General features: G+C 57.7%; 20 protein-coding genes. 17 read left to right on the forward strand and 3 right to left on the reverse strand.

What is annotated here, in order from left to right; translation table 11 throughout:
• Window positions 1-25: 25 nt before the first annotated feature.
• From DHN55_RS09560 to DHN55_RS09570, 3 genes are read left to right on the forward strand one after another with little or no spacing between them, the layout of a single operon-like run.
• On the forward strand, window positions 26-973 hold the full coding sequence (locus tag DHN55_RS09560; RefSeq protein WP_337660109.1) for a homocysteine S-methyltransferase family protein: 948 nt from the start codon (window positions 26-28) through the stop codon (window positions 971-973).
• A 40-nt stretch (window positions 974-1,013) separates the two neighbouring features.
• Window positions 1,014-1,397 carry an ectoine synthase gene (locus tag DHN55_RS09565; protein ID WP_108881062.1) on the forward strand — a complete coding sequence of 128 codons (384 nt, stop codon included), beginning with the start codon at window positions 1,014-1,016 and terminating at the stop codon, window positions 1,395-1,397.
• A gap of 34 nt (window positions 1,398-1,431) precedes the next feature.
• The gene (locus DHN55_RS09570; protein WP_108881063.1) at window positions 1,432-1,761 is read left to right on the forward strand and encodes a nuclear transport factor 2 family protein; all 330 of its coding nucleotides are present in this window, start codon (window positions 1,432-1,434) and stop codon (window positions 1,759-1,761) included.
• Window positions 1,762-1,800: 39 nt separating this feature from the next.
• Here the strand turns inward: DHN55_RS09570 and DHN55_RS09575 are convergent, their stop codons facing one another.
• Window positions 1,801-2,091 carry a hypothetical protein gene (locus DHN55_RS09575; protein WP_337660110.1) on the reverse strand — a complete coding sequence of 97 codons (291 nt, stop codon included), beginning with the start codon at window positions 2,089-2,091 and terminating at the stop codon, window positions 1,801-1,803.
• A 226-nt stretch (window positions 2,092-2,317) separates the two neighbouring features.
• Here DHN55_RS09575 and DHN55_RS09580 point away from each other — a divergent pair, with 226 nt between their 5' ends.
• From DHN55_RS09580 to DHN55_RS09620, 9 genes are all read left to right on the forward strand, one after another.
• Window positions 2,318-3,322, forward strand: a complete 1,005-nt coding sequence (locus DHN55_RS09580) for a DctP family TRAP transporter solute-binding subunit (protein WP_108881065.1) — start codon at window positions 2,318-2,320, stop codon at window positions 3,320-3,322.
• Window positions 3,323-3,427: 105 nt separating this feature from the next.
• Complete coding sequence (locus DHN55_RS09585) at window positions 3,428-4,045, forward strand: TRAP transporter small permease subunit (protein ID WP_108881066.1); 618 nt, start codon at window positions 3,428-3,430, stop codon at window positions 4,043-4,045.
• A 4-nt stretch (window positions 4,046-4,049) separates the two neighbouring features.
• Window positions 4,050-5,426 (forward strand): TRAP transporter large permease subunit, encoded by a 1,377-nt coding sequence (locus DHN55_RS09590; protein WP_108881067.1) that lies wholly within the window; start codon window positions 4,050-4,052, stop codon window positions 5,424-5,426.
• A 40-nt stretch (window positions 5,427-5,466) separates the two neighbouring features.
• Window positions 5,467-7,572 (forward strand): hydantoinase/oxoprolinase family protein, encoded by a 2,106-nt coding sequence (locus DHN55_RS09595; protein ID WP_108881068.1) that lies wholly within the window; start codon window positions 5,467-5,469, stop codon window positions 7,570-7,572.
• A complete protein-coding gene (locus DHN55_RS09600) occupies window positions 7,569-9,188 on the forward strand; it encodes a hydantoinase B/oxoprolinase family protein (protein ID WP_108881069.1) in 1,620 nt (539 codons plus the stop codon). The genes DHN55_RS09595 and DHN55_RS09600 overlap by 4 nt, the downstream gene beginning before the upstream one ends.
• 233 nt (window positions 9,189-9,421) lie before the next feature.
• Entirely contained in the window at window positions 9,422-10,192 is a 771-nt protein-coding gene (locus DHN55_RS09605; RefSeq protein ID WP_108881070.1) for a lysine/arginine/ornithine ABC transporter substrate-binding protein, read from the forward strand.
• 84 nt (window positions 10,193-10,276) lie between these two features.
• On the forward strand, window positions 10,277-10,990 hold the full coding sequence (locus DHN55_RS09610; protein ID WP_108881071.1) for an ABC transporter permease subunit: 714 nt from the start codon (window positions 10,277-10,279) through the stop codon (window positions 10,988-10,990).
• Window positions 10,987-11,820 carry an ABC transporter permease subunit gene (locus tag DHN55_RS09615; protein ID WP_108881072.1) on the forward strand — a complete coding sequence of 278 codons (834 nt, stop codon included), beginning with the start codon at window positions 10,987-10,989 and terminating at the stop codon, window positions 11,818-11,820. The genes DHN55_RS09610 and DHN55_RS09615 overlap by 4 nt, the downstream gene beginning before the upstream one ends.
• A gap of 227 nt (window positions 11,821-12,047) precedes the next feature.
• Window positions 12,048-14,105 carry an elongation factor G gene (locus tag DHN55_RS09620; protein ID WP_108881073.1) on the forward strand — a complete coding sequence of 686 codons (2,058 nt, stop codon included), beginning with the start codon at window positions 12,048-12,050 and terminating at the stop codon, window positions 14,103-14,105.
• Window positions 14,106-14,133: 28 nt separating this feature from the next.
• Here the strand turns inward: DHN55_RS09620 and DHN55_RS09625 are convergent, their stop codons facing one another.
• Window positions 14,134-15,663 carry a trimethylamine methyltransferase family protein gene (locus tag DHN55_RS09625; protein WP_108881074.1) on the reverse strand — a complete coding sequence of 510 codons (1,530 nt, stop codon included), beginning with the start codon at window positions 15,661-15,663 and terminating at the stop codon, window positions 14,134-14,136.
• Window positions 15,664-15,666: 3 nt separating this feature from the next.
• Window positions 15,667-16,458, reverse strand: a complete 792-nt coding sequence (locus DHN55_RS09630) for a glucose 1-dehydrogenase (protein WP_108881075.1) — start codon at window positions 16,456-16,458, stop codon at window positions 15,667-15,669.
• A 170-nt stretch (window positions 16,459-16,628) separates the two neighbouring features.
• Here DHN55_RS09630 and DHN55_RS09635 point away from each other — a divergent pair, with 170 nt between their 5' ends.
• The 5 genes from DHN55_RS09635 to DHN55_RS09655 all read left to right on the forward strand — a co-directional run bounded on the left by DHN55_RS09635 (window position 16,629) and on the right by DHN55_RS09655 (window position 21,941).
• A complete protein-coding gene (locus tag DHN55_RS09635; protein ID WP_337660111.1) occupies window positions 16,629-18,059 on the forward strand; it encodes a sulfatase-like hydrolase/transferase in 1,431 nt (476 codons plus the stop codon).
• Window positions 18,060-18,079: 20 nt separating this feature from the next.
• Window positions 18,080-19,249, forward strand: coding sequence for a CoA transferase (locus tag DHN55_RS09640; protein WP_108881077.1), 1,170 nt, complete (start codon window positions 18,080-18,082; stop codon window positions 19,247-19,249).
• A gap of 8 nt (window positions 19,250-19,257) precedes the next feature.
• Window positions 19,258-20,307, forward strand: a complete 1,050-nt coding sequence (locus DHN55_RS09645) for an AbrB family transcriptional regulator (protein ID WP_337660112.1) — start codon at window positions 19,258-19,260, stop codon at window positions 20,305-20,307.
• A gap of 39 nt (window positions 20,308-20,346) precedes the next feature.
• Window positions 20,347-21,168, forward strand: coding sequence for a sterol desaturase family protein (locus DHN55_RS09650; protein WP_337660113.1), 822 nt, complete (start codon window positions 20,347-20,349; stop codon window positions 21,166-21,168).
• A 218-nt stretch (window positions 21,169-21,386) separates the two neighbouring features.
• The gene (locus DHN55_RS09655; protein ID WP_108881080.1) at window positions 21,387-21,941 is read left to right on the forward strand and encodes a hypothetical protein; all 555 of its coding nucleotides are present in this window, start codon (window positions 21,387-21,389) and stop codon (window positions 21,939-21,941) included.
• Window positions 21,942-22,142 lie beyond the last annotated feature (201 nt).

Below are 22,142 nucleotides of genomic sequence, written 5' to 3' on the forward strand. Positions count from 1 at the left end.
CCTTATCAACAAGGAGACCTTGTTCATGAACGCTAGATTACCAGAACCTGATGGCCGGATGTTCCTCACCGAAGGTGGTATTGAAACCCATATGCAATACAAGAAAGGCCACGAACTCAGAAACTTCTGCCTGTTTGAACTGATCAACGACGAGCATGCCATGGCCGACCTGCGTGCCTATCATGTCAACCTGATCGAGGTGGCTTTGAAGCACAAGGTGGGCGCAGTGCTTGACGGCCTGCATTATCGCACCAGCCGCGACTGGGGCGAGAAGCTCGGTTATTCCGCCGAGGCTCTCACCGACATTGTTGTCCGGGGCATCAGGTTTTACCAGGACCTGGCGCGGGAGTACGAAACCGCAGACAGCCCTATGCCGGTAAGCGGTGTTGTGGGGCCCCGCGGCGATGCCTATGACATTGGCCGCATCATGGAAGCCGATGAAGCTGAAGACTACCATTCAGAACAGATCGCCACCATGAAGCAGGCTGGAGCCGACTTGGTCACAGCGCTAACATTCAGCCAGGTCGATGAGGCAATCGGGGTTACCCGTGCCGCCCAGGATCATGACATGCCCGTGGTGGTGTCTTTTGCGTTGAACAAGGACGGCCATCTCAAATCCGGAACGGCGCTGGGCGAAGCGATCAGGTCAGTGGACCGCGCCACCGGTGACGGGCCGCGATATTACATGGTCAACTGCACGCACCCGGTTGATTTCGCCGCTGCGTTCGAGGCGCCCGGTCCATGGGTAAAGCGAATTTATGGACTGCGTCCCAACGCATCGTCACTCGATCACGGTACACTGTGCCAGCTTGGCCATCTCGAGGAAGGCAATCCAGTGGAACTCGGACAGCAGATGGCCGACATGGCCCGGAGATTTTCGCACATCAATGTGTGGGGCGGATGCTGCGGTACCGACCATGTTCACATAGACGAGATAGCCAAAGCCGTCATACCGGTGCGGGCCGGCTCATGATATGCAGTGACAGGGCCGAAAACAAAATGGAGACGCCGTCATGATTGTCCGTTCGCTGGAAGACCTGAAAGCACAAGGCAGGTATCGTGAAAAGCCCGGCGCATGGGCCAGTTCACGCTACCTGCTGCGTGACGACGGTGTCGGTTTTACCCTGACACAGACCATGGTCGCTGCGGGAACCATCCAGATGATGGAGTACAAGAACCATGTCGAAGCAAACCTGATCATCGAAGGTGAAGGCATTGTTACCGATTGTGCAACCGGTGAGACGCATGCCCTGGCTCCAGGCGTCATGTACACGCTCGACAAGCATGATCGCCATGAACTGAAGGCCGTCACAGACCTGCGCATTGTCTGCGTGTTTACACCGGCGCTGGTGGGTGAGGAGACCCATGATGAAGATGGCTCATATCCGGTGCTGTAGCGGATAGGGGGTAAATGAAAAAGGGGTACGGTCTATGGATGAGTTGATCGAAAAAGCGAAAGCCTATGTCGCGGCTTCCAATGCTCATGACATTGCCCGTATCAAGCCGATGCTTGCGCCTGCATGCAGCTACCGTTCGGCCGGTGTCGGGCGTCATGATGGTGCAGACGCGATCATGACCATGATGCAGTCGTTCTTTGCAGCCAACCCGGATGTCCACTGGCAGGCGGAAAACTATCGGCAGCGTTGCGACCATGTGGTGTTTGATTTTGTGATCACAATGGACGGAAACAGCTCTTCCGGCGTGGAGGAGATCCATTTCGACGGAGCCGGTAACGTCAGCCGGATTGTTGTGCAGAGATAGCACGACGATACCTGCTCTGCGGCTCCATCCCAGGCTGTCTCAGCAAATGGTTATTCCGCATTCGCGAATGTCAAATTTGTTGGTGCCGCTCAATGAGCGCACATCATAGGCCTGTCCGTTTACGCAATGCGCACGCGCTTCAACGCTGGTGATGGCGCCGAGTTCCTGCACCTTGACGTTGGTCAGGTAGTTCAGGTTGCACTGCTTTTCGGCCAGTAACTGGTTTTGCAATGCCAGTTGCCATGCCGGCACATCTTCGGCCAGTCCCGATTGGCTTGCTGCCGTAACCACAAGCGCAAGCATTGCACCGGTCATGATCAATTGTTTCATGGACTATCCTTTTTTGCTTTACTGCCCAGCATGCATCGGTTGGCAAAACCCATCATTGACGTCGATCAACCGGGCAGGGATGACACCCGGTGTAGATTCAGTTGTCTAAAAAGGGTAATTGGTCTTGATCGATGTATGCTGAATATGCGTCGATAGGCAGACGATGAAACCGGCGTTTCGGGTTTCTTGAGCAAAAAAGTTATTAAACCGAGTGGAGGAAGTACCCATGAAATTTTTCAAAGCACTGGCAGTTGCCACCAGTTTTCTGGCCGTGTCAGCGACCGGTGCACTGGCCAATTGTGATCCCGGTGAAGAGGTGATCAAGTTCAGCCACGTGACCAATACCGACAAGCACCCGAAAGGCATTGCCGCAACCCTGCTGGCTGAACGCGTCAACAAGGAAATGAACGGCAAGGCGTGCATGGAAGTGTTCCCGAACTCGTCGCTTTACGATGACAACAAGGTGCTGGAAGCGCTGTTGTCCGGCGATGTGCAACTGGCCGCTCCGTCCTTGTCGAAGTTTGAAAAATTCACCAAGAAATTCCGCGTCTTCGACCTGCCGTTCCTGTTTGAAGACATCAATGCGGTTGACCGGTTCCAGACTTCTGCCGACGGCGAGAAGCTGAAAAACGCCATGAAGAAGCGCGGCCTGCAGGGACTGGCGTTCTGGCACAACGGCATGAAGCAGATGTCGGCGTCCAAACCGCTGATGTCGCCGGCAGACGCCAAGGGACTGAAGTTCCGTGTGCAGGCATCAGACGTGCTGGTGGCGCAGTTTGAACAGCTTGGCGCAAACCCGCAGAAAATGTCGTTCAAGGAAGTCTATGGCGGTTTGCAGACCAAGGTCATCGACGGTCAGGAAAACACCTGGTCGAACATCTATGGCAAGAAGTTCTTCGAGGTGCAGGACGGTGTGACGGAAACCAATCACGGCATCATCGATTACCTGGTTGTGACGTCGGGAAAATGGTGGGACGGACTTGATGCCGGTACCCGTGACCAGCTTGCGCAGATTCTCAAGGAGGTCACCGAGACCCGCAATGGAGAGTCCACCGCAGTCAACGAAGCCAACAAGCAGAAGATCATCGAGTCCGGTGGAACCGTGCGCACACTTGATGCGGCGCAGCGCAAGGCCTGGGTCGATGCACTGAAGCCTGTGTGGGCCAAGTTCGAAGGCGATATCGGCAAAGACCTGATCGAGGCAGCACAGTCCTACAACAAGGGCAGCTAGGCTGCAGATATTACAAATTGGCTCCGTCACCGGTTATCAAAGCCGGTGGCGGAGTTTTTTTATATATGCAAACCTTTGTGGGCAGACAATCGGGAGGGATCAGTCATGTCGGGGCAGGGAGCAGACAGCGGCACGTCAATTGGCGACACAATCGAAGAAACCTTCATGGCAGTCACGCTTGCCATCATGACGCTGATCACCTTCGCCAACGTGGTGGCGCGTTACATCTTCAATTCCAACATCCTGTGGGCACTTGAAACCACCGTGTTCCTGTTTGCCTGGCTGGTGTTGATGGGGGTTTCCTATGGCATCAAGAAGCGCTTTCACATTGGCGTTGACGTGGTGGTGAACCTGTTGCCCGCCGGTGGCCGGAGAGCCTGTTCGCTGATCGCAGCCGGGTGCTGCCTGGCATTCGCCGTGCTGATGCTGAAAGGGGCATGGGACTACTGGTCGCCGTTCATTGGTCCGCAGGCGTTCTATGAAACCGACGATGTGCCGATGCCGTTCTTTCTGCAGTTCCTTGCCGACTGGCTGAATGACGGCGAACGCTATGAGAAACTGCCGCGATTTATCCCTTATGCGGTGCTGCCGATCGCCATGACATTACTCCTGTACCGAATGCTGCAGGCGACCTGGCGCATCGCGACCGGCAAGGATGACATGCTCATCGTCTCCCATGAGGTCGAGGACCAGATCCCGGCCAGTGACAAAGAGGAAGGCTGATCCGATGGAAGTCGTCCTGCTGTTCGGCCTGATCATTGGCCTCATGCTGATCGGCGTGCCGATTGCATTTGCCCTTGGCCTGTCGAGTATCGCGTTCCTGCTGCTGCATTCCGGCACATCATTGTCGTCTATTGCGCAGACGCTGTTTTCCGCCTTTGACGGGCACTATACGCTGCTCGCCATCCCGTTTTTCATTCTCGCGTCCAGTTTCATGTCCACCGGTGGCGTGGCCCGGCGCATCATCCGGTTCTCCATTGCTCTGGTGGGCCACTTCCAGGGCGGCCTGGCCATTGCGGGCGTTGTTGCCTGCATGATGTTTGCGGCCCTGTCGGGGTCATCCCCGGCAACGGTGGTGGCGATCGGGTCGATTGTTATCGCCGGCATGCGCCAGGTCGGGTATTCGCGAGAGTTTGCCGCCGGCGTCATCTGCAATGCCGGTACCCTCGGCATCCTGATCCCGCCGTCCATCGTCATGGTGGTGTATGCAGCCGCCACCGATGTGTCGGTCGGGCGGATGTTCCTGGCCGGCGTGTTTCCAGGACTGCTCGCCGGCTTCATGCTGATGGCCGGGATTTTCGTCTGGGCCAAGTGGAAAGGCCTGCCGTCGCAACCCTGGAAAGGCTGGGGCGAAGTGTGGGACGCCGGCCGTGATGCGGGCTGGGGCCTGATGCTGATCATCATCATTCTCGGCGGCATCTATGGCGGCATCTTCACGCCGACCGAAGCTGCAGCCGTCTCGGCCGTCTATGCCTTCATCATTGCCAATTTCGTCTACAAGGACATGGGACCCCTGGCGACTGCCGACGGTGAACCCAACAGGCCGTTCCATCGCCATCTTTCCAGTGTCATGACGGTGATTACCCATCCGGACACCCGCAAAACGCTGGTCGATGCCGGCAAGCTGACCATCATGCTGATGTTCATCATCGCCAATGCGCTGATCCTGAAACACGTGCTGACCGAAGAACGTATCCCGCAGGTGATTACCGAAGCCATGCTGGCAGCCGGGTTCGGACCGATCATGTTCCTGGTTATCGTCAATATCATCCTGCTGATCGGCGGGCAGTTCATGGAGCCGTCGGGCCTGTTGGTGATTGTAGCACCGCTGGTGTTTCCGATTGCCGTTGAACTGGGCATTGATCCAATTCACTTGGGCATCATCATGGTGGTGAATATGGAAATCGGCATGATAACACCGCCGGTGGGGCTGAACCTGTTTGTCACCGCAGGTGTCGCCCAGATGTCGGTGATCAATGTTGTCCGGGCAGCTTTGCCATGGGTCGGAATCATGTTCGTGTTTCTGATCATGATCACCTATATTCCGATCATCTCGACCTGGCTGCCGACTACATTGATGGGGCCGGAAATCATCACGAGATAGGCCACAGGGTTTCAAGGTTGCGATACGGAGTTGGATTTTCATGGGGTCAGGTACAGCACAGCCGGTTCGCGCCGGCGTGGATATTGGCGGCACATTCACCGATGTTGCCCTCGAAGTAGACGGCGCGATCATCTCCACCAAGGTGCTGACCGACCATGAAAGCCCGGACCGGGCGGTGGTGCTTGCACTGAAACAGGTGACTGAACGGGCCGGCATAGATGCATCGAAAATCTCGATGGTGATCCACGGCACGACCCTGGTGACCAATGCGCTGATTGAACGCCGCGGTGCCAAGACGGCATTCATCACCACGGAAGGTTTTCGTGATGTCATCGAGATGCGCAATGAGAACCGCTTCGAGCAGTATGACCTCGATATTGTCTTGCCGAAACCACTGGTGGATCGCGCGCACCGGCTGACCTTGTCGGAGCGCATGGATTCCACCGGTAAGGTACTTAAACCCCTGGATCCGGCTGAAGCGGATGCGCTGGCGGCAAAGGTTTCCGATGGCGGTTACGAGGCAGTGGCGGTCGGCCTGATGCATGCCTATGCAAACCCGGCCCATGAACGTGCCATGGCTGCCGCATTGGCAAGGGCCTGTCCCGACGTGGTGGTGTCGGTGTCCTCGGCCGTCTCGCCGCAGATGCGCGAGTTTGAGAGATTCAATACGGTGATAGCCAATGCCTATGTGCAGCCCATGGCAAAAGCCTATCTGGGCCGCCTGGTGGACCAACTGTCGGCAATCGGCATTTCCTGCCCGGTGTTTCTGATGCACTCGGGCGGGGGTATCATTTCCATTGAGACGGCTATGCAGTTTCCGGTGCGCCTGCTTGAATCCGGACCGGCCGGCGGTGCGATCTACGCTGCCAACTTTGCTCTCAGCCACGGGCTTTCGAAAGTGGTTTCGTTTGATATGGGCGGTACCACGGCCAAGATATGCCTGATCGAGGACGGCAAGCCCAAGACAGCCAACCGGTTTGAAGTGGCGCGGACCTATCGCTTCAAGAAGGGCTCGGGCATGCCGGTGTCGACGCCGGTTGTGGAAATGGTCGAGATCGGCGCAGGCGGCGGGTCCATTGCCCATGTGGATGACATGGGCCAGATCCGTGTCGGGCCCCAAAGCGCAGGCTCAGAACCGGGGCCTGCCTGCTACCAGCGAGGTGGTACGAAACCGGCGGTGACCGATGCCAACCTGGTGCTGGGAAAGATCGATGCGGACAATTTCGCCGGTGGCAGCATCGTCCTGTCAGCCGCGAATGCCGAACAGGCGCTTGCAGCGGATATCGGCAAACCCTTGGGCATGGATGTCGCGGCCGCGGCGTTTGGCACGACGGAGATGGTGGATGAAAACATGGCCAATGCGGCGCGCGTTCATGCCGTTGAAAACGGCAAGGACGTGTCGCAGTTCGCGCTGATCGCGTTTGGGGGCGGCGCGCCGCTTCACGCCTGCCGCCAGGCTGAAAAGCTGGGAGTGCAGGACATTATCGTTCCCCCGGGAGCCGGCGTCGGTTCGGCAATCGGTTTCCTGCGGGCACCGTTTTCCTATGAAGAAACCCGCGGCGCATTCTTTCGGCTGAGCAGTTTTGACGCTGGCCGCATCAATCAACTGCTTGGCGAAATGCAGGACACTGCGGCCGCCTTTGTGCGCCACGGGGTTGGTGATGCGCAGACCGAAACACGCATTGTCGCCTTTATGCGCTATCGCGGGCAGGGTTGGGAGATTCCTGTCCCGATACCGGCCCAGCGGTTTGAGGCAGGTGATGTAAGCCTGTTTACATCTGAATTCGAGAAGGCCTACCGGGCCCTGTTCGGGCGCACCATCGATGACCTTGATATCGAGATTGCCAACTGGTCGGTTGTGGCCACGACACCTTTGCCGGACGTGATGAAACTGGATAACCAGAAGCGGTTGCGCGCGGCTGTAGCGCATCGAAAACGGCGCTTCCTTGACGCGCAGACACGGCAATTTGTGGAAGGGCAGGAGGTCATGCGCGGCGATCTGGCGCCTGGTGATTTCGTCGATGGGCCGGCGCTTATCGTGGAGGACGAGACCTGTACCATCGTGACCAGTTCATTCACGGCGGTTGCGCAGGCTGACGGGGCATTGTGGCTGAGCGCCAGGCAGGACGGGGGAAAAAGCCAATGAGTGACCTGGGCAATGTCGACAACCAGATCATGTGGAACCGGCTTATTGCGGTCGTCGAAGAACAGGCGACAACGCTGATCCGGACAGCATTTTCCACCTCGGTGCGCGAAGCCGGAGATTTGTCTGCGGGGGTCTATGACAGGCGCGGGCGCATGATGGCGCAGGCGGTTACCGGCACGCCGGGACATGTGAATGCCATGGCTGAGTCGGTGTCGCATTTCATGGAAGAAATCAGCCTGCAAAACATGTTTGAAGGTGATGTGTACATCACCAACGATCCGTGGAAGGGGACAGGTCACCTGCACGATTTCACGGTTGTGACGCCGTCTTTCCGGGCAGGCGTGCTGGTCGGTTTTTTCGCGTCCACCGCGCATGTGGTCGATGTCGGCGGGCGCGGCTTTGGTCCTGATGCCAATGAAGTCTATGAAGAAGGCATTCTGCTGCCGATCATGAAGTTTGCCGAACGCGATGAGGTGAGCCAACCCCTGATCAAGATCGTGCGCAACAATGTGCGCGAAGCCGACCAGGTGGTCGGCGATATCTATTCGCTTGCCGCCTGCAACGAAGCTGGTGACAACCGGTTGCAGGACATGATGGACGAGTTCCAGCTTGATGATCTGGAAGGGCTTTCGGATTTCATCATGGATACCAGCCGCAATGCGACACATGCCAGGATTGCGGCCCTGCAGGACGGTACCTACGACAACGAAATGACGGCTGACGGCTATGATGCGCCGGTGGTGATGAAGGTGGCGCTGACGATCAGCGGGGACGACCTGGTGGCAGACTTCGCCGGCACCTCGGGCGTCAGCAAATTCGGTGTCAATGTGCCTGCGGTCTATACCCGTGCCTATGCCTGCTACGGCCTGAAATGCGCCATTGCGCCGGAAGTGCCGAACAATGCAGGCTCGCTGGAACCGTTCCGTATCATCGCGCCTGAGGGCAGCATTCTGAACGCGCCGCGCCCGTCGGCTGTGTCGGTACGCCATGTCACGGGGCAGATGTTGCCGGACGTGGTGCTTGGCGCGTTGCACAAATGCATGGGCGGGGTGGTGCCGGCTGAAGGGTCGAGCAGTTTGTGGAATGTCCAGATAGCTGCCCGGCCGGTCGATCCGATGTCGGGCCTGCCACGGTCGGAAGTGTTGATGTTCAACTCCGGCGGCACCGGTGGGCGGCCGACACTGGATGGGCTGAATGCAACGGCGTTTCCGTCGGGTGTGAGCACCATGTCTGTCGAGGCAACCGAGCAGGTCGGGCCGATAACCGTATGGCGCAAGGAACTGCGGTCTGGATCGGGTGGCGCAGGCATGCATCGCGGCGGCCTGGGACAGGTGATCGAAATTGCCCCGAACAAAGGCTATGAGTTTTTCTTCAACGCCATGTTCGACCGCATCAATCATGCACCGCGCGGGCGCGAGGGTGGCGCAGCAGGGGCTGCTGGCAGTGTGGCGCTGGATGACGGGACCAAGCTCGCAGGAAAAGGCAGGCAACATGTGCCGCACGACAGGCGCCTGGTGTTGAAACTGCCCGGTGGCGGAGGTTATGGCGACCCCGCTGACAGGACACAGGAACTGATAGAGGCGGACCTGACGGGGGAGTATGTCATCAACCGTTAGGGTTGCAATGATTTCGTGCTGTTCCAACTCGAATTCGTAAACTTGAATGCTTTCAGATTATTAGAGATAACCAGTTGAGGTGAGCCACTGTTGCTTAAGTGCCTATAAATAGTGCAAGTTGACCTTGGGACAGTCTTTACAATCCTGAGTATTCTGCTCCATGATTTGCCGGTCACACGGGGGGAGTAGAGACGTTTACCGTAGTGAGCAAAATTACAAATGGGATTTGCAACATGAAAAGATTTAAAAGCCTGGCCCTGGCAGCACTTGCAACGGCTGTAATGAGTAGTGGCGCGTTTGCCGCAGACTGGTCGAAAGTCCGGGTTGGTACAGAAGGTGCCTACAAGCCGTTCAATTACATCGACTCCAACGGCGAGCTGCAGGGCTTTGATGTTGAGATCGCCAAGGCGATCTGCACCGAAATGAAAGCAGAGTGCAGTTTCGTTGCCCAGGACTGGGATGGTATCATTCCGGCCTTGCTGGCCAAGAAGTACGACGTGATCATCGCGTCGATGTCGATCACCGAAGAGCGCAAGAAGAAGGTCGACTTCTCCAACAAGTACTACAACACGCCTGCCAAGTTTGTTGCCAAGAAGGGCTCCGATATGTCGGACACCAGCCCGGCAGCCATGAAAGGCAAGACAATTGGTGCGCAGTCTTCGACCACGCATTCGTCATACCTTGAAGACAATTACAAGGACTCGACCGTCAAGCTTTATGCAACGCAGGATGAAGCCAATGCCGACCTGGCCGCCGGCCGTCTCGACGCCGTGCTGGCTGACAGTGTTGTCATTCTCGCCTGGCTCGGTGGCGACGGCTCCTGCTGCGAGCACATTGGTGAGAGCCACAATGATCCCAAGTGGTTCGGCCTGGGTGCCGGCATGGCGGTCCGCAAGGGCGAAGACGAGTTGAAAGACAAGCTCAATGCCGCTCTGGCTGTGATTCTTGAAAACGGAACCTACAAGAAGATTAACGACAAGTACTTCCCGTTCTCTGTTTACTGATCGCTCAGATTAGTCTGCTATACATTATCACCCGTCGTGCTACAGTCACGGCGGGTTTTTTTTAAGGGGTGAGTGAATGGCCGCATGATGGACCTGATCACACAATTAGCCTGGGGACCTACCGGCTGGGGCGACGAACTTGCCGCCGGCACCCTGCTGACGGTCAGTCTTGCGCTGGCAACCTTGCCGTTTGGACTGGCCATCGGCCTGCTGGTTGCGCTGGCCAAGACGTCGGGCGAGAGATCACTTCAAACCGCAGCCAATGTCTACACTACAATTTTTCGCGGATTACCGGAGCTTTTGACCCTGCTCATAGTTTACTATGGCGGGCAGATCATATTACAGCAGATATTTGCCCTGTTTACCGATGCCTATATCGAGGTCAATGGTTTTGTTGCCGGCATGGTGGCGCTCGGGTTGGTGTTTTCAGCGTTCTCCAGTGAGGTGTTCGTGTCGGCGTTCAAGGGGATTCCGGCCGGACAGCCCGAAGCGGCCCAGGCGCTGGGTATGACCCGCTGGCAGGCATTTCGACTGGTCACACTGCCGCAATTGATCAGGCTTTCGATTGGCGGCTTGAGCAACCTGTGGCTTATCCTGCTCAAGGAAACCTCGCTGGTTTCGGTAATTGCACTTAATGATCTGTTACGAAACACCAATATCGCGGTAGGATCGACCAAACAGCCCTTGTTCTTCTATGCAGTGGCTCTGCTCATCTATCTGGTGCTCTCGCTCATATCGTCGAGGGGACTGGGCGCGGTTGAGGCCCATGTCAAACGCGGGGAGCAGCGCGTGGCATGAGCGATACCACTGTCCAGATAATCGAAGCCAGAAATCCACCACCCGAAACCGTTCGCAAATGGACAGTGTCGCGCATCGTCGGGACAGCGCTGTGTGGCGTGTGGATTGCGATAGGAGCAGGCCTTGTCTGGTCGCTCTACAGTTCCTTCGATCCGGACGTTTTCTTCAAGTACATGCCCCGGATGGTCGACGGCCTGATCGTTACGGCGAAGCTGGTGGTGTTCCCGATTGTCTTTGGTGGTCTGGTTGCCATTCCGTTGGCGCTGGCCCGTTTGTCGGCTTCACCGGTCGTGCAGGGTCTCTCGTTTGCTTACGTGTATTTGTTCAGGGGTACGCCGCTGCTGTGCCAGATGTTCCTGATGTATTACGGAGCCGGGCAGTTTGCGGACGAGCTGCAATCGGCAGGCCTGTGGTGGTTTTTCCGTGATGCCTATAATTGTGTGTTGCTGACTTTCGTTCTCAACACGGCCGCCTATCAGGCGGAGATATACAAAACTGCAATCGAGTCCATTCCGCGCGGCCAGCGCGAGGCGGCCGAAACACTCGGCCTGAAAAAAAGCGTGACGTTCTGGAAGATCATTTTTCCACAAGCCATGATCACCGCACTGAGGCCTCTGGGCAATGAAATCATTTTCATGGTCAAGGGTTCGGCGGTGGCCAGCCTGGTCACAGTGTTTGATCTGATGGGGGTTACAAAACTGGCGTTTTCGCGAACCTTCGACTTCAACGTCTATTTGTGGGCGGCGATCATGTATTTCTCGATCGTCGAAATCCTGCGCAGAACCTGGGATTGGCTGGAACAACGGCTGACCCGGCACCTGGTCCGTTAGCATTTAGCTTACCGGCAACTGGCCCGTCGGCTGGATCATTAGCGCCCAAATTCCATTGTTTCAGAACTGGTCGACCGGCAAACCCGACTCCGGGTTCTTGCTCTTCTCCTCAATTGGTGAAAGCATGATGACTGCAGACTAATACCAGGCAGAGATCGGTGTCCCGGTCGATCCAACCATAACATCCGGGATTTCGCGTAATGCGATTGAGCGGAGGTTATTGAGTCATGGAAGCATCCCCCCGTAGCAGACCGTCAGGGCCCAAGTGCGCCGCACTGATCGGGCCAATGTCGAGCGGCAAGACAACACTTTTGGAAGCAATACTGGCGCGTACCGGTGCCATACCGCGGCAGAACACTGCCGCTTCAGGCAATATGGTCGGATGCGGGTCGCCGGAAGCCCGTGCCCACGGTATGAGTGTCGAGGCAACTGTTGCCACAGTATCCAACCAGGGAGACAGCCTGACACTGGTGGATTGTCCCGGATCAGTGGAGTACGCCTATGAAGCAGAACCGGTTCTGCGGTTTTGTGACTTTGCCATCGTGGTGGTCGAGGCGGATGAAAAGAAACTGCCGGCCCTGCAACTGACCTTGAGACGGCTGGACGAGATCGGCCTGCCGCGGGTTTTGTTCCTCAACAAGATAGACAAGGCGGCCGGCTCGGTTCAGCAGACCTTGCAGATGCTGCAAACAGCCAGTGAAAACCCGCTATTGCTGCGTCAGATTCCGATCTGGAAAGACGGGGCGGTTACGGGTTGCATCGATCTGGCGCTGGAGCGCGCCTACACCTACCGTGCGCATGCCGAAGCGAAAGTTTCCGAGGTGGGTGATGAAGACCGGTCACGCGAGGAAGATGCCCGGTTTGCGATGCTGGAAACACTGGCCGATCATGACGATGTGCTGATGGAGCAGTTGCTGGAAGATGTATCGCCGCCGATAGATGTGGTGCTGCAGGACCTGACGACGGAACTCCATGACGGCTGGATCACACCGGTGCTGTTCGGGTCTGCGGAAAACGGCACCGGCATTCTGCGTTTGCTGAAAACCCTTCGCCACGATGCGCCGGACTACAGTTCAACCCGTGAACGGCTGGGTATTTCAGACACCGGAGACACTGCCGCAGGGGTCATCAAGACCATCCATACATCGCACTCGGGCAAGCTGTCGGTGGTCCGTGTGCTCAGGGGCAAGCTGGGAGAAGGGGACAACCTGGCAACTGTCGAGCACAGCAATCTGAGAGTATCCGGCATGCATAGCCTGCTCGGTCGCGAGACCAGCAAGGTGTCATCAGCAGCAACGGGTGAAACCGTGGCACTCGGCAAGCTTGACCCGGTTACGACCGGGTCTGTCCTGTACGCGGAGAAAACCACCCCACCGGACATCGTACCCCTGGTAACCGCGCAGTCCCTGTACGCTGTTGGTATCAGACCGACCGACCGGCGTGACGAGGTAAAACTGTCTACGGCCCTGTCCCGGCTGGTGGATGAAGACCCGTCAATCCGGGTTGAGCACAATCAGGAAGCTTCTGAAACCGTATTGCACGGGTCCGGCGAGATGCACTTGCGGATCGCTGTCGAGAGGCTGGAGAACCGCTCCCAGATCACAATCCATACCCATGCTCCCGACATTGGCTACCAGGAGACGATTACCAAATCTGTTACCCAGCGTGGACGCCACAAGAAGCAGTCCGGCGGACATGGCCAGTACGGCGACGTGGTGCTGGAGATCAAGCCACGGAAACCCGGTTCCGGTTTCGAATTTACCAACACCATTGTCGGCGGCGCGGTGCCGAAACAGTTCATCAGTTCGGTGGAGTCGGGCGTGCGTGACTATCTGGGACGCGGTCCTTTGGGGTTTCCCGTCGTAGATGTCGCCGTCAACCTGTCCGACGGCTCGTATCACAATGTGGACTCGTCCGACATGGCGTTCCAGCTGGCCGGTAATCTTGCCATGCGTGAAGGCATGCCGCAGTGCGGCCCGGTGCTGCTGGAGCCGATCATGAAGGTGTCCGTTCATGCGCCGTCCGACGCAATAGCCAGCATCACGACAATGGTACCGCAACGGCGTGGACAACTGCTCGGGTTCGAGCCCCGCGAAGGCTGGCCCGGCTGGGACACGGTGCAGGCATTGATCCCGAAATCGACCTTGTCGGACATGATCATTGAACTGCGATCGTCCACTGCAGGTGTGGCAACCTACACCGCCGAGTTCGATCATCTGGAACGCCTTGACAGCAAACTGGCTGATCAGATCGTCGGTGCCCGCGTGGAAAGCCTGGCCAGCTGACCAGGGGTTTTTTGCACTGCCGGCAACCCTAGTACCAGGCGTCGGGCAGTTCTGCCTTGCGGCGGGCAACGAAGTCTTTCAACTCGTCGTCCACTGCCGCATCAAGTTCCGGCGGCTGGTATTCGTCAAGCAACTGCCTGGCCCTTTTCGAGGCGCGCAGGGCCATGTCCTGCGAGCCTTTTTCTTCCCAGTTCTCCACGTTTTCGCTGTCTGACATCACCGCTTCATAAAATGCGGTCTGGTAATTTTCCATGGTATGGGCGCAGCCGAGAAAATGGCCTGCGGGTTCAACTTCGCGGTAGGCGCTCTGTGCCAGCGCATTGTCATCGACAGGCAAGCCTTGAAGCAATACCTGATAGGCGCCGAGCCGGTCTGCATCCATGACCAGCTTTTCAAAGCCGGTGCACAGCCCGCCTTCCAGCCATCCGGCGGCGTGCAGCACGAAGTTGGCCCCGGCCAGAGCGGTTGAATGCATGGAGTCGGCGCTTTCATAGGCCGCTTGCGCGTCCGCGATCTTTGACGCGGTCAGCGATCCGCCGCAGCGCAATGGCAGGCCGAGCCGGCGGGCCAGCTGCCCGATAACGTAGTTCGACATGGTCGGTTCCGGCATGCCGAATGTGGGCGCACCGGTCCTGAGGCTCATGGAGGACAGGAAATTGCCAAGGATGAAAGGGGCTCCCGGCTTTATGAGCTGCGAAAACGCACACACCATCATGGCTTCCGCCAGAGCCTGCGCGATGGATGCTGCCGTTGAAACCGGCCCCATGGCGCCAGACAGGATGAACGGTACAACCACGATGCCCTGGCCGTTGCCGCAATAGGCGCGGATGGCTTCGGTCACCACCTTGTCCACCAGAAGGGGAGAGTTGGTGTTCACGTTGCCCATGATGACGCAATTGTTGTCGAAGGTTTCGCGGCCGTGAAGAATGCGCGCCATGGCAACAGAATCTTCGGCCCGCGAGCCTTCGGTTATGGCGCCGAGATGCGGCTTGTCCGACAGGGACATGTGCAGGTACTGCATGTCGAGATGGCGTTTGGAGACCGGCACGTCGCACGGCTCGCAGGTGACGAAACCTCCATGATGCAAACCCGGCAGCATATAGGTGAGTTTCACCAGTTTTTCGAAATCGGCAATACTGCCGTAGCGGCGGCCGTTTTCCAGGTCGCGCACAAAGGGTGCACCGTAAATGGGCGCGAATACCTGGTTGTCGCCGCCGATGGTGACAGTGCGTTCCGGATTGCGGGCCAGTTGGGTGAACTGCGATGGCGCCGTCTTGCAAAGTTCACGGATCATGGCTGCATCGGCCCGCACGCGGGTGTCAGTGACCCTCGCGCCGGCCGTGCGCCAGGTCTCCAGCGCGTCGGCGTCTTCGCGAAATTCCAGGCCGATTTGCTCAATCAGCCAGTCGGCCTGCCGTTCAAGCGCCACCAGACCGGCCTCATCGAGAAACTCGAAAAAGGGTATCCGGCGCTTGACGTACGCTGGCACAGGGATTTCAGGCCGGATTGCGCCTTCGGCACGGCCACCACGTCTGCCCCGGCGGGTGGCCTTGCTCATGACTTACTCCTTCACAGGTACGGTGTAGTTCAACCCAAGCCTGCCGCCATCAGGGTAGATGGTCTGGCCGGTGATATAGCTGGACAAGTCGGATGCCAGGAACACGGCAATCTTGCCTATTTCGTCAGGCTCGCCGGGGCGTCCCATCGGTGTGCGGGACATGATGGCACGCATCTTTTCGGGGTTGGCGGCAACGGTCTGGAACATTTCCGTGGCAATTGACCCAGGACCGATGGCATTGACGCGTACCCCTTCCTGGGCAAGCCGGATGCCAAACGCTTTGGTCCACTGGTTCACCCCGCCCTTCGACATGACATAAGGCGAGATTTCCGGGATGGTCAGCACGGCATTGGCGGAAGACATGTTGATGATATTGCCCTTCGAGCCGTTTTCATCCGGTGCCTGCGTCAGCATCTGTTTCGCCGCCAGCTGGCCCGACATGAACACGCCCTTGAGGTTGACCGCCATCACCTTGTCATAGTCTTCCTCGGACAGCTCCAGCGGATCGGAGACGGTCACGATGCCTGCATTCGCCATCATGATGTCGAGCCGGCCATGGGTTTCGACCGTGAAATCGATCAGGGCCTGAATGTCTGCCCGCTTTGTTACATCGCAATGCGAGTAGCGCACGTCATACCCCTGTTTACGCAAGTCCGCAGCGGCCTTCTCGCCTTGTTCGTCGGTGACATCAGAGGTCACGACCTTGCAGCCGTGTTCGGCAAAACTGGTTGCGATGGCCAGGCCCAGTCCACCTGAAGCGCCGGTTACGATTGCGATCTTGTCTTTGAGCAGCATGAACAGTCATTCCTTTTTTGTTGATTGATTGCACACTCCAAAACAGTTCAGTCGAGGTCAAGTTGTTTATGCCGGGGCAAGTAACTATTGATCCCTTTGGTATATGCAGGCACGCCATGCGCGACAGGGGCTTCCACCGGCGTGAAAATTAACGCAAATTGCCGCGCATCATGCCCGACCATCGCCCATCCAACCTGATCATTTTCTGCTCTGACGAACATGCACGGCGCGTGACCGGCTGTTACGGGGATCCGGTGGCGCGGACCCCGACGCTTGACACCATTGCCCGGCTCGGCACCCGGTTCTCCAATGCCTACACACCTTCGCCGATCTGCGTGCCGGCCAGGGCGTCCCTGGCAACCGGCCTGCAGGTGCATGAAACCCGCTGCTGGTCGTCGGCTGAGCCCTATCACGGTCAGCATGAAAGCTGGATGCACCGGTTGCGCGAAGCAGGCCACCCGGTGGTGTCCATCGGAAAATTGCACTTCAGGCGGGCCGGCGACGATCATGGTTTCGATGAAGAAATCGAACCGATGTATCTGGCCAATGACGGAGCAGGGTGGGTGCAGGGTCTGTTGCGCGATCCGGTGCCTGCCTATGACGATACAAAAGCGTTTAGTGAAGACATCGGGCCGGGTGAAACCGAGTACACCGAGTATGACCGCCGGGTAAGCCACGAAGCTGTCAAATGGCTGAAAAAATATGCGACGAAATTCAAGACCCGGCCATGGTGCCTGTTTGTATCGTTCGTCAGCCCGCATTATCCGCTCAAATGCCCGGAAGCGTATTACCGGTTGTATGAGCGCGCCGAAATACCAGGGCCGGCAGCACAACCGCCCGAGCATGATGTGCTGCAGCAGATGGCGCAGTTCTGGAACTATGACGATCATTTCGACGACGGCATGCGCGATGTGGCGCGCAAGGGATATTATGGCCTTGTCAGTTTTCTGGACGACAATATCCGCCGGGTCATGGAAGCGCTCGAAGATACCGGCGGCGCGCGCGACACGTCCGTGATGTATTTGTCGGATCATGGAGAAATGCTGGGCAGTCATGGCTTCTGGGCCAAGTCGGTGATGTACGAGGATGCCGTAGCCGTACCACTGATGATGATGGGTCCGGGGATCGGCGAGGGCATAAATTCAACACCGGTCTCATTGACCGATGTGGCCACCACGGTACAGCAAACCGTTGGTCTTGAGCCAAAGCCCGCGCGCGAGCCCTGGATGTCTCGGCCGCTTCAGGACATCATTTCCGACCCCGAACCTGATCGTTTCATCCTGTCGGAGTATCACGATGGCGGCAGCCCGTGCGGCATAACCATGCTGCGCTATCGCGAATGGAAATACGTCTATTACGCAAACGGCCACGCTGCACAGCTATTCAATCTGGATGATGATCCGCAGGAACTGAATGATCTTGGCAGGTCGCGTGAACATGAACGCCAGCGTGACATGCTTCGCAACCTCATGGGACATGCTGTCGATCCGGAAAGTGTCAGCCGGGATGCGTTTGCGGATCAGAAAATGCTGATTGAAAAACTGGGTGGTGTGGACGCACTGCTGGCAATGAAGAGTTTCGGCCACACACCGGTCGGCTGAAGTTAACTGGAGACTGATACATGACGGCACCATTGGCGGGCCTCAAGGTTATTGAAATGGCGCGGATCCTGGCAGGTCCGTGGATCGGGCAGACACTGTCTGACCTGGGTGCCGAGGTCATAAAGCTGGAAAGCCCGGGCGGCGATGACACCCGCAACTGGGGTCCGCCGTTCGTCAAGCGGGCCGATGGGTCGGATGGCGATGCGGCCTATTTCCACTCCACCAACCGGGGCAAGAAATCGGTCGTTGTGGATTTCAAGACGGAAGAGGGGCGCGAAACCATTCGTGCCCTGGTCGAGGACGCCGATGTGTTCGTCGAGAACTTCAAGGTTGGCGGCCTGGCCAAATATGGCCTTGACTATGCGTCCTTGCGCGAACTCAACCCGAAGCTGATTTACCTGTCGCTGACGGGGTTCGGCCAGACCGGGCCGTATGCCCACAAGGCGGGGTATGATTTCATGATCCAGGGGCTTGCCGGGATCATGGACCTGACCGGCGAACCTGACGGCCAGCCGCAGAAAATGGGTGTTGCGTTTGCCGACATTTTCACCGGGCTTTACGGTGTTATCGCAATCCAGTCGGCCTTGATGGTGCGCAGCCAGACAGGCAAAGGCCAGCATATCGACATGGCCCTGCTGGACGCCATGAGTGCGGTACTGGCCAATCAGGCCATGAACTACCTGGTGTCGGACACATCGCCGAAGCGCATGGGCAATGCGCATCCCAACATCGTGCCCTACCAGGTTTTCCCGTCGAGTGACGGTCACCTGATCATTGCCACCGGATCACAGCCGCAATGGGCGAAAATGTGCCAGGTGCTGGGTCTTGACGAGCTGATTGACGATGCCCGTTTCCGGACCAACCAGGACCGGGTGAAGAACCGCGATGAACTGGCGGTACTGATCTCCGCAAAAACCTCGCAGCGCAAGCGTGATGACATGTTGGCGGAATTTGATGCGAAGTTCATCCCGGCCGGACCGATCAACTCGGTCGAGGACACATTTACCGACCCGCAAATCGTACACCGCGGACTGTGCGTCGACGTAGCTGACGGCGACGGTGTCATGGTGCCCAGTGTGCGCACACCGATTGTGTTTTCCGACAGCACATTGAAACTCGACCGGGCAAGCCCGAGGCTCGGCGAACACACGGACGAAGTGGTGAACGGTTTGAAAGAACGCAAGAATTGATTGCCGGATTGACCAAACAGGACCTTGAACAGGTCATTGCCGCACTGGCAATCGGGCTCGGCGGCGGTGCCGTGTTCTGGTGGCTTGGATTGCCGGCGCCGTGGCTGGCGGGATCCGTGGTGACGGTGGCGGCAGCGTCCCTGTCGGGCGTTATCAGGCAGCCCATGCCCCGGCATCTGTCCAAGATCATATTCATTCTGCTTGGCCTGCAGATCGGCGGTGCGGTGACACCTGAAACACTGAACACGCTGTCGCGGTGGCCCCTGAGCTTCATGGCGCTGGCGGCAACCATGGTGGTGCTGGTGTGGAGCGGCGTGGTGTTTTTTCGAAAGGTGTATGGCTGGGACCGGGCAACTTCGTACTTCGCCGTCATGCCCGGTGCCCTGTCGGTGGCGCTGGCGCTGGCGGCTGATACTCGCGCGGACCTCAAGAAAGTCAGTGTGTCCCAGGTGATCAGGCTGTTTGTGCTGGTGGCAATCCTGCCGTCGCTGATTTCATCTCTGGGGGATTTGTCCGATGCGCCGCCACAGGTGTTGCCGCAACCGGGCTCCCTGCGTGATCTTGTCATGGTGCTGGGCGCAGGGCTGGTGGCCGGTTTCATCTTCGACAAGCTCAAGGTGCCCGCCGGCCTGGTTTTGGGACCTGCATTGGCTAGTGCTGCCATGCATGTGGGTGAAGTGGTGCATGGCACATTGCCGTTGTGGCTGCTGGTGCCGGTGTTCGTGTTTCTCGGCACCATGATCGGGATGCGGTTTGCCGGGGTGAAACCTGCCGATATTGCCAGTATCGGGGGTGCAGGCCTGGCCGGACTGGGCGTGGCGCTGGCGGTCAGCATCGCAGGCGCTGCGGCCGCCAGCATGATTGCGGATGTGCCGTTTGCCTGGACCGTGCTGGCGTTTGCACCCGGCGGCATGGAGGCCATGACCATCATGGCATTCGCCCTCGGGCTTGACCCTGCCTTTGTCGGAGCGCACCAGATCGGCCGGTTTGTGCTGATTGCACTGGCGATGCCGCTGGTGTGGCGGTTCATTCAGCAAAAACCCGGTGCGCCAGAGTGAAGTTTTGCCGCAGGTCTTTCACAGGGATGTTAGGTGTTGTTGAACCCGGAACAACCCTACAATGGCGCCATGGACCAGATTGACAGCCTTTTGGAATACAAGACCCTGTGGATTGCCGGTGTTGCAATCGCATTTCTGGCGCTTGAACGGGTTTTTCCCAATGCCCGCCCGCTTGCCGGTGCACATCTGAAAACGCTGGCACAAAATGCCTGGCGGCTGGCCAAGAATTTTGGGCTGCTGTTGCTCAATGCCGGCCTGTCGCCGGTCCTGGTCATTCCGATTTCGGCCCTGGCTGCCACTCATGCGCTGGGCTGGCGCCCCGACTGGTGGTCGGGCGGTGTCGGCCTGATGGCTGATATCATCATTCTGGATTGCTGGATTTACTGGTGGCATCGCGCCAATCACGAAATTCCGTTTCTGTGGCGTTTTCACGAAGTTCATCACCTGGACGAGTTTCTCGACGCAAGTTCGGCCGTTCGGTTTCATTTTGGCGAAGTGGTCATGTCGGCGCTGGTGCGTGCAGCCGTGATCTGGCTGCTGGATATTCCCCTCCTGTCGGTGGTGGTGTTCGAGACCTGCGTGCTGACCATGGCGCTGTTCCACCATTCCAATGTGGCATTGCCGCGCTGGCTGGAAAAGCCGCTGTCGAAAGTACTGGTGACACCATCGATCCACTGGGTGCATCATCATGCTATCCGGTCCGACACCGACAGCAACTACGCCAACATCCTGTCGATATGGGACATCGTCTTCGCCAGCCGGTCGGCTACGAACCGCTGGAAGGACATGCCGATAGGGGTTGAACGCCGTCATGACGAGAGTTTTTTCGGCTTGCTGACACGGCCATTCAGAAACCGCTGATCTGGTGCTGAAGCTAATCCGGTCGATACTCCATACCGGCACATGCAGGGCACACCCGTCGCGACTCCAACATTGGCATGACGTATGCAACAGTTCGATGAGAGATCATTGCGAACCGTCGTGAATGTGCCTTTTTGGCACAAGTAACGCCCATGCGCGCAAGCAGTGGATGAATGTGACCGCCAGTTTCCCGATTACGGATTGAAAGGGTCAAAGAGGTGAGCGAACAGCAACCGGAAATTAGCGGGGACGGCGGTGTCAGCGCCAACCGGCAGATTGACGGGCTGGAACGCGATGTGCGCCGGGCCCGCCTGGCACAGGCTGCGCACTTTGATGCTCTTGTTGACATAAAGGACGCACAGACCCTGCGTCTTGCCGCTCTGCATGAAAGCCTGAAAAAGCAGATTTCCCAGGAACCCCGCCTGGCTGGACTGCTGCCCTTGCAGATGGTGGACGGATTTCCGCCGCGGCTCTGGATTGACAATATATCGTTTGTGGTCATGGAGCCCGATCCCCGGACATTCCGCCTGATACGCCAGGAACAGGCCAGGCATGAAACCATGCTTGAGACCCGCGACATGAAGGAAATGATCGCCAAGGTCCGTGAGCATGCCTCGCATTCGCTGATAGAAGCGCAAAGAGGAGAACGGAGTTTCGAAGTAGGCAACGGGCGCATCACCTCGCAATTGATGATGGCGTGGCTTACCGGTTTCACCTTCGGTGTCCTGGCATTGCTGATTGTAGGGGTCATGACGGGACGAATCGTTTTTTAGCCATGATGACCCGTGCATTCAGTGCCTTCCACCATGACAATCCTGCGGATTTGTCGCGATGATGACAGATTTGTATCCGGTTGTTACACGAATTTCAGGCTGGATCGGCCGGTTTTTGGGGTGTTTTGGGCCGTCTGGGCCCGGTCTCGGAGAAACTGCCGTTCCGACACGTTACATTCTGAAATATCAAGTGATTTCAGT

It is taken from the genome of Anderseniella sp. Alg231-50, from assembly GCF_900149695.1.
In the GTDB taxonomy this organism is placed as follows: domain Bacteria; phylum Pseudomonadota; class Alphaproteobacteria; order Rhizobiales; family Aestuariivirgaceae; genus Anderseniella.

Excerpts from the sequence above, each read along its gene's own strand:
- DHN55_RS09580 (WP_108881065.1), top strand. The coding sequence starts at position 2,318 with ATGAAATTTTTCAAAGCACTGGCAGTTGCCACCAGTTTTCTGGCCGTG.
- DHN55_RS09635 (WP_337660111.1), top strand. The coding sequence starts at position 16,629 with ATGCCCGACCATCGCCCATCCAACCTGATCATTTTCTGCTCTGACGAA.
- DHN55_RS09610 (WP_108881071.1), top strand. The coding sequence starts at position 10,277 with ATGATGGACCTGATCACACAATTAGCCTGGGGACCTACCGGCTGGGGC.
- DHN55_RS09595 (WP_108881068.1), top strand. The coding sequence starts at position 5,467 with ATGGGGTCAGGTACAGCACAGCCGGTTCGCGCCGGCGTGGATATTGGC.
- DHN55_RS09630 (WP_108881075.1), bottom strand. The coding sequence starts at position 16,458 with ATGCTGCTCAAAGACAAGATCGCAATCGTAACCGGCGCTTCAGGTGGA.
- DHN55_RS09625 (WP_108881074.1), bottom strand. The coding sequence starts at position 15,663 with ATGAGCAAGGCCACCCGCCGGGGCAGACGTGGTGGCCGTGCCGAAGGC.
- DHN55_RS09570 (WP_108881063.1), top strand. The coding sequence starts at position 1,432 with ATGGATGAGTTGATCGAAAAAGCGAAAGCCTATGTCGCGGCTTCCAAT.
- DHN55_RS09640 (WP_108881077.1), top strand. The coding sequence starts at position 18,080 with ATGACGGCACCATTGGCGGGCCTCAAGGTTATTGAAATGGCGCGGATC.
- DHN55_RS09620 (WP_108881073.1), top strand. The coding sequence starts at position 12,048 with ATGGAAGCATCCCCCCGTAGCAGACCGTCAGGGCCCAAGTGCGCCGCA.
- DHN55_RS09585 (WP_108881066.1), top strand. The coding sequence starts at position 3,428 with ATGTCGGGGCAGGGAGCAGACAGCGGCACGTCAATTGGCGACACAATC.
- DHN55_RS09605 (WP_108881070.1), top strand. The coding sequence starts at position 9,422 with ATGAAAAGATTTAAAAGCCTGGCCCTGGCAGCACTTGCAACGGCTGTA.
- DHN55_RS09590 (WP_108881067.1), top strand. The coding sequence starts at position 4,050 with ATGGAAGTCGTCCTGCTGTTCGGCCTGATCATTGGCCTCATGCTGATC.
- DHN55_RS09565 (WP_108881062.1), top strand. The coding sequence starts at position 1,014 with ATGATTGTCCGTTCGCTGGAAGACCTGAAAGCACAAGGCAGGTATCGT.
- DHN55_RS09575 (WP_337660110.1), bottom strand. The coding sequence starts at position 2,091 with ATGAAACAATTGATCATGACCGGTGCAATGCTTGCGCTTGTGGTTACG.
- DHN55_RS09600 (WP_108881069.1), top strand. The coding sequence starts at position 7,569 with ATGAGTGACCTGGGCAATGTCGACAACCAGATCATGTGGAACCGGCTT.
- DHN55_RS09615 (WP_108881072.1), top strand. The coding sequence starts at position 10,987 with ATGAGCGATACCACTGTCCAGATAATCGAAGCCAGAAATCCACCACCC.
- DHN55_RS09560 (WP_337660109.1), top strand. The coding sequence starts at position 26 with ATGAACGCTAGATTACCAGAACCTGATGGCCGGATGTTCCTCACCGAA.